General features: G+C 42.5%; 12 protein-coding genes, 2 tRNA genes and 1 pseudogene. 12 read left to right on the forward strand and 3 right to left on the reverse strand.

Translation table 11 applies throughout. From position 1 onward, the window contains the following. The first annotated feature begins 549 nt into the window (after positions 1-549). The 7 genes from NWP25_RS02165 (at position 550) to NWP25_RS02195 (ending at position 6,504) form a co-directional block, all read left to right on the forward strand. Positions 550-1,806 carry a GNAT family N-acetyltransferase gene (locus NWP25_RS02165; protein WP_280698802.1) on the forward strand — a complete coding sequence of 419 codons (1,257 nt, stop codon included), beginning with the start codon at positions 550-552 and terminating at the stop codon, positions 1,804-1,806. A gap of 1 nt (position 1,807) precedes the next feature. Next, the gene (ruvX, locus tag NWP25_RS02170; RefSeq protein ID WP_280650132.1) at positions 1,808-2,275 is read left to right on the forward strand and encodes a Holliday junction resolvase RuvX; all 468 of its coding nucleotides are present in this window, start codon (positions 1,808-1,810) and stop codon (positions 2,273-2,275) included. 149 nt (positions 2,276-2,424) lie between these two features. Continuing rightward, a complete protein-coding gene (locus tag NWP25_RS02175; RefSeq protein WP_280650133.1) occupies positions 2,425-2,997 on the forward strand; it encodes a DUF3727 domain-containing protein in 573 nt (190 codons plus the stop codon). Positions 2,998-3,157: 160 nt separating this feature from the next. Beyond that, positions 3,158-3,697 carry a YqeG family HAD IIIA-type phosphatase gene (locus tag NWP25_RS02180; protein ID WP_280650134.1) on the forward strand — a complete coding sequence of 180 codons (540 nt, stop codon included), beginning with the start codon at positions 3,158-3,160 and terminating at the stop codon, positions 3,695-3,697. A 198-nt stretch (positions 3,698-3,895) separates the two neighbouring features. Beyond that, a complete protein-coding gene (proB, locus tag NWP25_RS02185; RefSeq protein WP_280698804.1) occupies positions 3,896-5,005 on the forward strand; it encodes a glutamate 5-kinase in 1,110 nt (369 codons plus the stop codon). Positions 5,006-5,135: 130 nt separating this feature from the next. Continuing rightward, a tRNA-Ser gene (locus NWP25_RS02190) sits at positions 5,136-5,220 on the forward strand. Positions 5,221-5,349: 129 nt separating this feature from the next. Further along, positions 5,350-6,504, forward strand: coding sequence for a CapA family protein (locus tag NWP25_RS02195; RefSeq protein WP_280698806.1), 1,155 nt, complete (start codon positions 5,350-5,352; stop codon positions 6,502-6,504). Positions 6,505-6,589: 85 nt separating this feature from the next. On the opposite strand, the gene leuD is transcribed toward NWP25_RS02195, so the two are convergent. The 3 genes from leuD to NWP25_RS02210 all read right to left on the reverse strand — a co-directional run bounded on the left by leuD (position 6,590) and on the right by NWP25_RS02210 (position 8,887). Continuing rightward, the gene (gene leuD / locus NWP25_RS02200; protein ID WP_280650137.1) at positions 6,590-7,198 is read right to left on the reverse strand and encodes a 3-isopropylmalate dehydratase small subunit; all 609 of its coding nucleotides are present in this window, start codon (positions 7,196-7,198) and stop codon (positions 6,590-6,592) included. 48 nt (positions 7,199-7,246) lie between these two features. Further along, entirely contained in the window at positions 7,247-8,650 is a 1,404-nt protein-coding gene (leuC, locus tag NWP25_RS02205) for a 3-isopropylmalate dehydratase large subunit (RefSeq protein WP_280698807.1), read from the reverse strand. A 164-nt stretch (positions 8,651-8,814) separates the two neighbouring features. Continuing rightward, positions 8,815-8,887, reverse strand: a tRNA-Val gene (locus tag NWP25_RS02210). A 118-nt stretch (positions 8,888-9,005) separates the two neighbouring features. Here NWP25_RS02210 and NWP25_RS02215 point away from each other — a divergent pair. The 5 genes and pseudogenes from NWP25_RS02215 to aroC all read left to right on the forward strand — a co-directional run bounded on the left by NWP25_RS02215 (position 9,006) and on the right by aroC (position 13,314). Further along, positions 9,006-9,572, forward strand: coding sequence for a metal-binding protein (locus NWP25_RS02215; protein ID WP_280698809.1), 567 nt, complete (start codon positions 9,006-9,008; stop codon positions 9,570-9,572). A 25-nt stretch (positions 9,573-9,597) separates the two neighbouring features. Next, the gene (gene mazG / locus NWP25_RS02220; protein ID WP_280656340.1) at positions 9,598-10,401 is read left to right on the forward strand and encodes a nucleoside triphosphate pyrophosphohydrolase; all 804 of its coding nucleotides are present in this window, start codon (positions 9,598-9,600) and stop codon (positions 10,399-10,401) included. Next, positions 10,391-10,612: pseudogene (locus NWP25_RS02225) on the forward strand (RNA-guided endonuclease TnpB family protein); the annotation flags it as partial. The gene mazG and the pseudogene NWP25_RS02225, both read left to right, overlap by 11 nt. Positions 10,613-10,785: 173 nt before the next feature. Beyond that, the gene (locus NWP25_RS02230) at positions 10,786-12,138 is read left to right on the forward strand and encodes a glutamate-5-semialdehyde dehydrogenase (protein ID WP_280698811.1); all 1,353 of its coding nucleotides are present in this window, start codon (positions 10,786-10,788) and stop codon (positions 12,136-12,138) included. 84 nt (positions 12,139-12,222) lie between these two features. Beyond that, entirely contained in the window at positions 12,223-13,314 is a 1,092-nt protein-coding gene (gene aroC / locus NWP25_RS02235; protein ID WP_280698814.1) for a chorismate synthase, read from the forward strand. The last annotated feature ends 367 nt before the right edge of the window (positions 13,315-13,681 follow it).

Consider the following 13,681-nt stretch of genomic DNA (forward strand, 5'->3'; position numbering starts at 1 on the left):
TAATGAGCCGGGACATAAATAATGAATGGTGCGCGAGGGATTTTCCTATGGGCTATCCCCCACCCTAGGCCAACGTGCATTGGTTGGTAAGCCCTCTCTTAGAGAGTGTATTTCTTAGTGAATGTTAGCAAACAAGTATCGGTCAAGTACTAGACTCTCGATGTTTAAAGATGTTTAAATTTTCATAGGTTACCGAATCCTGAGATTGGATGAGAAAGATGAGAATTTTAGCAATAGTTTAGTTTAAAGCTATATCACAGATGTGAATATCTGACTATATGTTTGTTATTTAAGGCCTATACATTAACGCCGTTATGGCGGTACAGGGTTTTAAACCGCATTTTCTGATAACATGAGATGGGATGTTATTGAATCAACAATAAGGTTGTAGATTTCATCAGCCCTGCTTTTTTAAGTTAGTTAACTAATATACCATCACATACTAGTATCTGGTTACAAAAATCACTCTTTGGGAGCATGAAATAGAAGGCCAAAGCCGTTAAAATTAGTTATTGCAATACTTCCTCTGACCCAGTAAGTTAAGGCTAAATGGCAGATAAAATTAAAATGACTTCATTACTTCCTCGAAACATCAGCGTTGTCATCCGCCCAGCCCAATACCGGGATCTGGATTGGATAGAACAAATAACTCAAGACTCATTGGCCAGCCTTACTCCCAAAGAGGCTCAGTCTGCTGTGAGCCAGATGCAATGGTTACGCCGTTGGTATGGATTCCTCAAATTTTTAAGTTGGTTTCCTAACCCTCTACAGTATCGTTTCTGTGCCTACGTAGCAGAACAGGGACGATCGCTATTAGGGATGATTCAAGTGTCACCTTTCAACCGTACACGCAGTACATGGCGAATTGATCGCATCATGTTGGTGAAGTCCCTGGAGAAGCAAGGAATCGGCTCCCAACTTTTGCGCCATTGCTTTGAGTCGATTTTGGAAGCTCGAACCTGGGTATTAGAAGTTAATGTTAATGATAAAGACGCCCTAGCACTATATCGGCAAAATGGATTTCAGCGTTTGGCAGAAATGACCTACTGGGAAATTGAACCTAAATTGCTCGCTGAATTAGCCCAAGCAGAGCCTGATTTGCCCAATCTTTTGCCTGTCAGTAACGCCGATGCTCAGTTACTCTATCAGTTGGATACAGCATCAATGCCTCCTTTAGTACGTCAGGTGTTTGACCGTAACACAAGGGACTTTAAAACTAGTTTGTTTGGCGCTTTAACTGATGCTGTTAAGCAGTGGGTAACCAAAATTGAAGTAGTCAGTGGCTACGTGTTTGAACCCCAGCGCAAAGCAGCCATTGGTTATTTTCAAGTACAACTTGACCGTAAAGGTAAAATTCCTCATGTTGCTACGCTGACAGTCCACCCCGCCTATACGTGGTTGTACCCAGAGTTGCTTTCCCAATTAGCTCGCATTGCCCAAGACTTCCCCCAGCAAGGTTTACAACTAGCATCGTCTGACTACCAGCCAGAGCGAGAAGAGTATTTAGAGCGCATTGGGGCAGAACGTGTAGAACATACCCTGGTTATGTCTCGTTCAGTTTGGCATAAGTTGCGAGAGTCGAAATTTGTCTCCCTAGACGGAATTCAATGGACTGGAGTGTTGCAAGGTTTGCAACCTGCTCGTAAGCCGATACCAGGTGGAATGTCATGGGCAAGACCAAGAAAGCAAACAGCTTCAGATAGACCAGCGCTAACTAAATCAGAACCCATAACCTTTAAGTGCGAAAATCTTAGTATAGAACCATTGCCCATTCCTGAGTCAACAGATACAAGACAGGAGAATTAATTTGACACCCCAAGACCAACCACAACTGTTTATTTCCGCATTGGGATTAGATTTCGGTCGCAAGCGAATTGGTGTAGCGGGGTGCGATGGTACGGGTTTGATTGCTACAGGAATCACAACTATTGAGCGTACATCTTTTGATCGAGATGTCCAAGAAATCCGCAACATAGTACATGAGCGTCAGGTGCAAGTTCTGGTAATTGGTTTACCTTACTCCATGGATGGGACTTTAGGATTCCAGGCTCGTCAAGTACAGAAATTTGCCAAAAAACTGGGAAAAGCACTGCAATTGCCGGTGGAATATGTGGATGAGCGGTTAACTTCTTTTCAAGCAGAGCAACTGTTAATAGCTGAAAACCGCTCCCCATCACGCCATAAGGGTTTAATTGACCGTAAGGCAGCATCTTTAATTTTGCAACAATGGCTGGACATCAGGCGAGGCAATTTCCATAGATCGGTGCTAGCCTGAGAGTATTGATACCTTTTTACATGATATTCTGAAAACTAATCACCAAAACTAATATCGATTTCTGACACTACTCTTTTGACTTAACTCGTCATTAAACAGTAAAGAAATTTGTATATCTACTGGTATTTATAAATTTTCACATTTCGGCTATGTTTTCCTCTCCATTCCCTGAAGAAAATGATCATGCTCATGCAGGCACCATCACTCTGACCGATGACACAGGGCGCACCCTGGAATGTTATGTTGAACATTCACTCTCGGTAGATGGACAAGAATATGTTCTACTGCTCCCTGTGGACTCACCTATAGAAATTTTTGCTTGGCAAGGTGACGACGAGGAACAAGAAGCCATTTTGGTAGATGATGATACTGTCATTGACGAAATTTTTAGCACCGCTCAAGCTGTTTTAGCTGAACAAAATCTCATACTCAAACATACTGCCTATGCTCTGACAGTGGCGGGTGATTTGCCAGCAGTGGAAGAATCAGAAATTTTCACCTTGGAAATTGAAGATGAAAAACCAGATTTGGAGCCAGAACAATTGCAGCTACTTGCTAGCTTCTATGAGGAAAAACAAGAATACGCAATTTATACACCACTTGATCCTCTGCTGTTTTTTGCACGGATTTCAACCACAGGTCAACCTAAATTACTTTCTCCAGAGGAGTTTAAAAAAGTGCAACCACTCCTAGAAGAACATCTTTTTAACGAAGTGGAATAAATGCAAAATTCAAATTAAATTTTTAATCGAGAATTTTAAAATCAAGCATCCATAGCAGTCCCAATTGATATTAAATTCCCCTGGCTTTTAGTTCAGGGAGAAGTCACTATTTATTTAGGACTGCTATATAATTTCTATTTATCAGTCTTTATATTTGACTATGATTTGGAACAAGCTGTTACAGCCTGACTTGATTTTAGAAGGTTCTGTACTAAACCTGACACCCGAAATTATTCAACAATACGGGCTGAAGGGGTTAGTATTGGATGTGGATGAAACCCTAGTGCCTCTTACGGTGGGGGTAGCCTCGGTAGAACTGCAACAGTGGGTAGAACAAATACGTAGTTCTACAGAATTGTGCCTTGTAAGTAATAATCTCAGTGAAGCCCGCATTGGTGGGATCGCGCGATCGCTCAACTTGCCATATTATCTGGGTGCGGCCAAGCCATCACGACGTAAAATTAGAGCGGCACTAACAGCTATGAATCTACCAGTACACCAAGTAGGAATGGTGGGCGATCGCTTGTTCACTGATGTAATAGCAGGTAATCGTCTCGGAATGTTTACTATTTTAGTAGATCCAATCGTTCATCCTGATGTAGCCCTGGGTTCTCATCCCATCCGCAATTTTGAAGTTTGGATTTCAGAAATTTTAGGGGCTACCATTACTGCTAAAGAAACAAAAATTCACAAAACTTGAAAAATCACTAAGAAAGTAAATCTAAAGAAATACTTAAAAAATGCACCTAAAATTTAAAAATCGGGCAATATATAAATTAATAATATGGGGTCAGTCAAATAAAGACCCTAGTTCATAATAGAGAAGAATAAAGTCGTAGAGCGTCGGCCCTCACATATAGAGGAATCGGCGCTTTACAAATTTCAGCGAAAATCACGAATGACTAAGACAATTGTTGTCAAAATTGGCACTTCTAGCCTCACCCAACCAGAAACCGGACAGCTAGCGCTTTCCACCATTGCCAACTTAGCAGAAACACTTTGCCATTTAAGACAACAAGGTCATCGGGTGATCTTAGTTTCCTCTGGTGCGGTGGGAGTAGGTTGTGCTAGGTTGGGCTTAACAGAACGTCCTAAAGCCATCGCTCTTAAACAGGCAGTAGCAGCAGTGGGGCAAGGACGGTTAATGCGGATATATGATGATTTATTTAATACATTACATCAACCAATTGCTCAAGTGTTGCTGACCCGCAGCGACTTGGTACAGCGCCAGGGCTACCTCAACGTTTACAACACCTTTCAGGAATTACTAGGACTGGGAGTAATTCCTGTGGTCAACGAAAATGATACGGTGGCGGTGGAAGAACTGAAATTTGGGGATAATGACACCCTTTCTGCATTGGTTGCTAGTTTAGTGGAAGCACATTGGTTATTTATACTCACCGATGTAGACAAGTTATATTCAGCCGATCCCCGTTGTGTACCTGATGCTCGTCCTATATCTTTGGTTACTAATCTCAAAGAATTGGCAGAATTACAAGTGCAAACTGGCTCCCAAGGCTCCCAATGGGGTACCGGTGGAATGTTAACTAAAATTTCTGCCGCGAGAATTGCTGTTGCGGCGGGGGTTCGTACAGTGATTACTCAAGGCAGATTTCCTGACAACATCGAGAAAATTTTACAAGGACAACCTCTAGGTACTCACTTTCAACCACAGCCAGAACCAACTTCTGCCCGTAAACGTTGGATAGCTTATGGTCTAGTACCTGCGGGAAAACTATACTTGGATACGGGCGCGATTACAGCCATCCTCCAGGGAGGAAAATCATTATTGGCAGCTGGTATTAAATCAGTGGTAGGAGAGTTTGATGCTCAAGAAGCTGTCCAGTTGTGCGACCACCAAGGTAACGAAATTGCCAGAGGAATTGTTAACTACAGTAGCGAGGAACTACAAAAAATTCGCGGTTGTCATTCCAAGGAAATTTTCACCATATTGGGCTATGTAGGTGCAGAAACTGTTGTTCATCGCGATAATTTAGTTCTGACTTAGCCATTAAATCTCTGTGGATGCTATCATGGCTATTGGTATGTAATAGACTCTTGGGCTAAATGTCGGCAATGAGTAACTAAAAGCTGATTTGTAGTCCCGGTCTACACCTACCCTAATTGAATAGATACTTGGAGAGGTGTCCGAGTGGTTGATGGTGACGCACTCGAAATGCGTTTTGGGGAAACTCAACGGGGGTTCGAATCCCCCCCTCTCCGTTGTTATTTTTACTTATGTTTTTTCGGATTTCAAGTTTATTTAGGAAAATTAGTTTTCTGGAATACATTATTCATACCTAAAATACGGGTATTTGAGTTAAACTAAAGCCATTGTGTGAGGGGTAAACAATGGCGAATCAAAGGGTAGTGCAATTACTGTCACTTAGTTTTATTAGTAGCTGTTTGTGTTTCAGTGTTGGTATCGGACTATTCATTCCCTTTGGAAAAGTACCAGTTTTAGAAGCAAACAAGACAGTCACTGAACCTGAGTTATATCTCTTTTCTGAATCAGAACCTACCCCACCCTTAAATACTGTTCGCATCAAAGCCGTTGGGGATATTATACCTGGAACTAATTTCCCAGATTATAGATTGCCCCAGTTTCAAGATACATTGTTACCAATGTCTGTAAGAGGCTATTTGCAAGGATCTGATATTTTGCTTGGTAATTTAGAAACCACCTTCACGAATTATCCCCACACCTCAAAAGATATCACTGGTGGACAAATTTTCGCTTTTCGCTCTCCACCTAGCTATACAAAGTTATTTGCTGAGGTGGGGTTTAACGTCTTTCACATAGCAAACAACCATGCAATGGACTTTGGCTCGGTGGGTTTTCAAGATACTGTTAAAAATCTGAAAAAAGTTGGTATTGCTACATTAGGTCATAAAAATCAAATTCTCTACTTAGAAGCAAATAATATTGCGATCGCCATGATCGGATTTGCTCCTTACAATATGTATAATTCCATTCAAAATATTAAAGTGGCCCAAGCACTTGTAGCTAAGGCGAAAAAGAATGCTGATGTTGTAGTTGTATCTATGCACGCTGGAGCAGAAGGAACCGCAGCACTCCATGTCAGAAACACAACAGAGTTTTTCTATGGAGAAAACCGAGGTAATTCTATCCAGTTTGCGCGAACAGTCATAGATGCAGGAGCTGATTTAGTCATAGGACATGGTCCTCACGTTCCTAGAGCAATAGAAATGTACAAGGGTAAATTAATAGCTTATTCCTTGGGTAACTTTCTTGGATATCGGACTTTATCCACAAAGGCTCAGACTGCATACTCAATGATCTTAGGAGTGATCTTAGATTCCCAGGGTAAATTAGTTGGAGGTCAAATTATCCCCATCTATTTAAATAAACAGGGAATTCCAGAAATTGACCAGTATTTTCGTACTGTGGGACTGCTGCGTTATTTAAATAAAAATCATCTTCTTGTGGAGGGGATAGAAATCAACCGCAAAGGGGAAATTGTCTTACTCAAGAATAATCCTTAAGTTTGTAGTGAGGACCAAAGTCCTCACTATTGTCCATATTCACCCCAGGACTTGACCAACCAATCTTCCACCCATGAAATTAAACCTAACTCACGCCTAACCCACCCCAAGAGATATAAGGCAGTTTACCAGCCGTAGCCAGAACTTGGTCAGCATTAGCCACTAACTGACCGCAAGCATCCCATGTACCCGCAATAAAAGTACTGCGTGTGCCGTCACTGATGGTAACTTTAGTAGTGTAATCACCAACTTGGACTTCTAAAGTCTCCAAGTTCACTGTCACAGGTGCTTGGGGGTTAGCTGCTACAACTTCTTGCACCTTTTTGACTGTGGCTGCATCGGCTGTAACGCAAGGTATACCCATTGCTACACAGTTGCCAAAAAATATTTCAGCGAAACTTTCACCCATTAAAGCTTGAATGCCCCATTTAGACAAAGCTTGAGGCGCATGTTCTCGCGATGAACCACAGCCAAAGTTACGATTAACAATTAAGACATTTGCTCCTTGGTACTGGGGTTGGTCGAAGGGATGTTCGCCTTGCAATGCTTTGCGGTCGTCAATAAATACTCCTTCACCCAATCCATCAAAAGTAATGGCTTTCAAATAGCGGGCGGGAATAATTCTATCTGTATCTATATCATCCCCCGCTAGGATAATACCGCGCCCTGAGATTTTTGTAATTTCACTGACCATAAATTTCAATTTTTACTAGGCTTTTGCTGATTTGAAACCACAGATGAATTACAACAACTCGCGCACATCAAAGACTTGGCCTTGGATAGCGGCAGTAGCAACCATAGCGGGACTCATAAGTAATGTGCGACCAGAAGATGAACCTTGTCTGCCTTTAAAGTTGCGGTTGGAAGAAGAAGCGCTAATTTGTCTGCCTTGGAGTTTATCAGGGTTCATAGCCAGACACATGGAACATCCGGGTTCGCGCCATTCAAATCCAGCTTCTTGAAAAATTTTGTTCAGTCCTTCGGCTTCGGCTTCTTGCTTGACTCGTTCCGAACCAGGAACAACAAAAGCCTTGACTCCCTCTGCAACGCGACGACCTTGGGCAATTTTTGCGGCCTCTCGCAAATCGCTGATTCTGCCATTAGTGCAACTGCCAATAAAGCAGACATCAATTTTCGTGCCTTTTATCGGTTGACCGGGAAACAAATCCATATATTTGTAGGCTTCTTCTGCCACAAATCGGTCTTCTTCGGGCAATTCTTCCGGTTTAGGAATCAATTCATTGATGCCGATACCTTGACCTGGGGTAATTCCCCAAGTCACTGTGGGGGAAATATCCGCCGCGTCAAAAACTACCACATCATCATATTCGGCATCGGCATCACTCTTAATAGAGTCCCACCAAGCCACGGCTTTGTCCCATTCTCCACCATTGGGGGCAAAGTCTCTACCTTTCAAATAATCATAGGTGACTTGATCCGGGTTGACATAACCGCACCTTGCACCCCCTTCAATGGCCATATTGCAAACTGTCATCCGTTCTTCCATATTCATTTGTGCAAAGGTAGTACCAGCATATTCATAGGCATAACCTACGCCACCTTTTACCCCAAGAGTACGGATGATGTGCAGTATCACATCTTTGGCGTAAACACCAGAGTTTAAAGTACCATTAACTTGGATTTTGCGGACTTTGAGTTTAGATAAAGCCAGGGTTTGGGAGGCGAGAACATCGCGCACTTGGCTAGTACCAATACCAAAAGCGATGGCGCCGAATGCACCGTGACTAGATGTATGGCTATCTCCACAAGCGATCGTCATTCCCGGCTGAGTTAGTCCTTGCTCTGGGGCGATAACATGGACTATGCCTTGATTACCTGAACCTATGTTATGGAAAGTGATATTATTTTCCTGGCAGTTTTGTTCTAAAGCCTGGATCATATCCTCCGCCAGGCCATCGCTAAATGGTCGGGCTTGATTGTCAGTGGGTACGATGTGATCCACTGTAGCTATAGTTCGTTGTGGCAACAGCACCTTGAGACCCCTTTCCCGCAACATAGCAAAGGCTTGGGGACTAGTGACTTCGTGAATCAGGTGAAGCCCAATAAATAGTTGCGTTAGCCCTGAAGGAAGTGTTCCAACGGTGTGTAAGTTCCAAACTTTATCAAACAGGGTGCCTTTGCTCATACTCAAGTCGTTATTTCACGAATCAGACTTTCTATCCTATCAAAAAAGTGTCAGGGTTTTACTATTTAATGGCAGGGTTTGTGGTAAGATTTGTTCATTACGATGAATCATTTACGCTGTGGTTCAACCGTAAATCTTTGTCGAGTCTTACCTAGCTTTTTCCATGGGTAGTACTGGACTCGAACCAGTGACATCCTGCTTGTAAGGCAGGCGCTCTACCAACTGAGCTAACCACCCGTTTCCTTTCACATTTAAACAATATAGCAAAAGGTTTTTGATCGCGCAAGCCCTTTGGGAAAACTTTTTTTTAACCTACAATAACTTAGTCATCCTTTGCACAGCGATCAATTGAAATATGCCCTCTGCTGAAACCCATGATCGCATTACCTTATATACTCTGCCCTTAGTGGCGGGTGTGACTTTATGGCAAACTCGTAGTAGCAATTTAACTTTGTTAGTTGCAAGTGGGTTTATGTTTAGCGGTCTGATGTTTGGCCCAGATTTAGATATTTACTCGCGTCAATTCCAACGTTGGGGGATTTTCCGCTTCCTTTGGCTACCTTATCAAAAAAGTCTCCGCCATCGTTCGGTTTTGTCTCATGGACCAATTATTGGTACAACTCTACGGGTAGTTTATCTGGGCTGTTTTCTGGGAGTTATGGCTACGGTGATTATGGTTATGGGGGCAAAGCTGGGAATTTTCACTTTGACTTGGCAGGATTTGGGTGTGACCGTGAGGCGATGGCTTGTGGTTTACACTACTGAATATTTGGCTCTATTTTTGGGGCTGGAGTTGGGAGCCATGAGTCATTCTCTCAGCGATTGGGGAGGTTCGGCTTATAAGCGGTTGCAAAAGCAGGGGGTGGGGAGTTTGCTTCCTGGTGGGAAGGTGAGGAAGGGGAGACGAAAAAGATCATTGTAAGCGCTAAGGTTAAGGGGAGGTTTTTATGGATCAGGGTTTGGCTGCTTTACGGGAGTTGATTGAGGTGGTGGCTCGGTTGCGATGTCCTGATGGCGGTTGTCCTTGGGATTTAGCACAAACTCCTGAAAGTCTGATTCCTTATGTGATTGAGGAGGCTTATGAGGTGGTTGATGCTATTCGAGCAGGAAGTCAGGAGGCTATTAAGGAAGAGTTGGGGGATTTATTGTTACAGGTGGTTTTACAAGCTCAAATTGCCGGAGAATTTGGGCACTTTGGGATGGAGGCGGTTGCGAGGGGCATTTCTCAAAAGTTGATTCGTCGTCATCCTCATGTGTTTGGTAATGTGTCCGTGCAAGGTGTGGATGAAGTACGCCAAAATTGGGAAGCCATTAAGGCGGCGGAAAAGGGGGAAACTCCAGAAAAGCATCAACTGAGTGCTAAACTCGCTCGTTACAGCCGGACTCTTCCCCCATTGATGGCAGCGATGAAGATTTCCGAGAAGGCTGCTGCTGTGGGATTTGAGTGGAACAATGTTGATGGGATTTGGGCAAAGTTTGATGAGGAGTTAGGAGAGTTTCAACAGGCTTTGGCTGAGGAAACACCGGAACGTCAACAAGCTGAGTTGGGTGATTTATTATTTGTAATTATGCAGTTGGCCCGTTGGTATAATCTTGACCCTAGTGCGGCTTTACAGGGTACTAATCAGCGCTTTGTGCAACGATTGCAAAAAATGGAGGCCATTGTTGACCGCCCCCTTTGTAACTATAGTTTGGGTGAGTTTGAGTCTTTATGGCAACAGGCAAAAGCACAAATAGCTCAAGAAAGTTAAATATAAAACCTCTGGATGGTCATTACACCCAACAAAAAGATGTATCACTTTTACCGACAAAAAAGGTGTTGGTGAACTTAAATTATTGGGTAAATGGGATATTCATACATATCCCATTAAGTTAATTAAAACAGAAGTGAAACAACAACCCAGGATAGTTGATGGATATCATGAACCAAATCCCCGGTTTTTAAGAAAATTAGCAAAAAGTAGGGGAAGACATCCCCGTTCCCCTAGGGTGCCGTCAGGCATATTAACGCTACAGGAGTTGGAATCAATACTCTAGTTAGTGAAAACCTGCTAGAGAAAATTATGACTTAGAATGTAGAGTCTCCGCGGCTTTAGCCCGGAGAGTATCAAAGCAGTTCAATGTTTCAAAAAATTATGACTATTCTTCCAGATGCTTCTTCCTTAATTACCATCGCCCAACAAACCCGCGCCTCTGCCAGTAAATTGGCACTTCTGCCCACTGATGCGAAAAATCAAGCTTTAGAAGCCGTGGCTCAAGCTTTAGAATTAGCAAAGGGCACCATAACACAAGCAAATATAGCTGATTGTCAAGCCGCAGCTGCTGAAGGTATTGCTAAACCACTGTATAAACGCTTGCAGTTAAATGAACATAAATTAAGAGATGCCATCGCTGGGGTGCGAGATGTCCGTAAACTACCTGATCCAGTTGGTCAGGTGCAAATTCATCGGGAACTTGATACAGGTTTAGTTCTCAAGCGGATTACTTGTCCTTTGGGCGTGTTGGGAATTATTTTTGAAGCACGACCAGAAGCAGCGATTCAAATTGTCTCGTTAGCTATCAAGTCAGGTAATGGTGTGATTCTCAAAGGTGGTAAAGAAGCAATTCGTTCTTGTGAAGCCATCGTTAAAGCTATCAAGGCAGGATTATCTCAGACTGCTGTTGACTCAGATGCAGTGCAGTTATTAACAACTAGAGAAGAAACTCTAGAACTGTTAAAATTAGATAAATATGTAGACTTAATTATTCCCAGAGGTTCTAACTCTTTTGTACAATTTGTCCAAGATAATACTCGCATTCCTGTATTAGGACACGCTGATGGTATTTGTCATCTTTATATAGATGAAGCTGCTGATCTTGCCAAAGCCATTACAGTTACTGTTGACGCGAAAATTCAATATGCCGCAGCTTGTAATGCCATTGAAACTTTGTTGATTCACCAATCTATAGCTAAAGAATTTTTACCCAAAATTGCCGCAGCTTTGCAAGATGTGAATGTGGAATTAAAAGGTGATGAACGTACTTTAGAAATATTACCCCACATAAGCAAAGCAACATTCACAGACTGGAAAACAGAATACAGCGATTTGATTTTAGCAATTAAAATTGTAGACTCAATAGCAGAAGCGATCGCTCATATTAACGAATACGGTTCCCGTCACACTGACGCTATCATCACAGAAGATTTAACATCGGTAGAAACGTTCTTTGGACTTGTCAACGCAGCTGGAGTATTTCATAACTGTTCCACCCGCTTCGCTGATGGTTTCCGCTATGGATTCGGTGCAGAAGTAGGAATAAGCACTCAACAAATGCCTCCCCGTGGGCCAGTGGGTTTAGAAGGATTGGTAACTTACAAATATCAAATGACAGGTAACGGTCATATTGTTGCTACTTACACGGGAGCAAATGCTAAATCATTTACTCATCAGGATTTAGAATCAATACAGCCGGAAAATCCACCTGCAACATCAACTGTGGTTAACTAAATAACCAAAACCGAAAAACTGGTCATTTTCTGAAAAAATAACTTTCGCTACAATACAAAAGCCTCAACCTTTTTTCTCAATATCATGGGCAATACTTTCGGACATTTATTTCGCATTACTACATTTGGAGAGTCCCACGGAGGGGGTGTGGGAGTTATAATTGATGGCTGTCCTCCCCAACTAGAAATTTCCCCAGCAGAAATTCAGGTGGAACTGGACAGAAGAAAGCCAGGACAAAGCAAAATTACCACACCCCGCAAAGAAGCTGACACTTGCGAAATCCTGTCTGGAGTATTTGCCGGCAAAACTTTGGGAACACCTATAGCTATTATGGTGCGGAACAAAGACACCCGCCCCCAAGACTACGACGAAATGGCAGAAAAATATCGCCCCTCCCATGCTGATGCAACTTATGATGCCAAATATGGTATTCGCAATTGGCAAGGTGGGGGCAGATCTTCAGCCCGTGAGACAATTGGTAGAGTTGCAGCTGGTGCCATCGCTAAAAAAATTCTCCGTCAAGTTGCTAATATTGAAATCATCGGTTACGTCAAGCGCATCCAGGATTTAGAAGGAGTAATTGACCCCAACACTGTCACCTTAGAACAAGTTGAAAGCAATATTGTTCGCTGCCCTGATGGGGAATGCTGCCATCGCATGATTGAATTAATTGAGCAAATCGGCAAAGAAGGTAATTCCGTTGGCGGTGTAGTGGAATGTGTAGCCCGAAATGTACCGAAAGGTTTAGGTGAACCAGTATTTGATAAATTAGAAGCCGATATTGCCAAAGCTGTCATGTCCCTCCCCGCTAGCAAGGGTTTTGAAATTGGTTCAGGTTTTCCTGGGACACTGTTAACAGGAATTGAACACAACGACGAATTTTACATCGATGAACATGGGGAAATTCGCACTGTAACTAACCGTTCCGGTGGTATTCAAGGGGGAATTTCTAATGGGGAAAATATTATTTTGCGAGTTGCATTTAAGCCCACCGCCACCATTAGAAAGGAGCAAAAAACAGTTACTCAAGGAGGGGAAGAAACTGTTTTAGCTGCCAAGGGCAGACATGACCCCTGTGTATTACCCCGTGCTGTACCCATGGTAGAGGCGATGGTGGCTTTGGTTTTATGTGACCATTTGTTACGCCATCATGGGCAGTGTCAAGTTTTGTTATAAATAGTTGCTAAAAATATAGTCAAATATTTCTAGCTTGGTAAGGGGTAAACCTTACTGGGCTAACTACAAGCCTCACCGATTAAAGCAAAGGAACTATTAAAATTTTGCTTGACAAAGGTCACTTGTTCAATATTAATGTTGAGGTTTATACCTATTGATTTTTATGCTACGGCGTTTTCCAGTCTAATGATGTACACTGATTAAGATCAGGTTGTGCATCTGCTTAATGGTAAAAATGAAAGCATATTCTCTCGACTTTCGCCAAAAAATACTTGATACATACTTGGAAAGTGGAATATCACAACGTCAATTAGCAAAAAGATTCTGTGTAAGTTTAAGTTTTGTGGAGAAATTACTAAAGCAATAT

This window comes from Umezakia ovalisporum Ak1311 (assembly GCF_029891685.1).
GTDB lineage: Bacteria > Cyanobacteriota > Cyanobacteriia > Cyanobacteriales > Nostocaceae > Umezakia > Umezakia ovalisporum.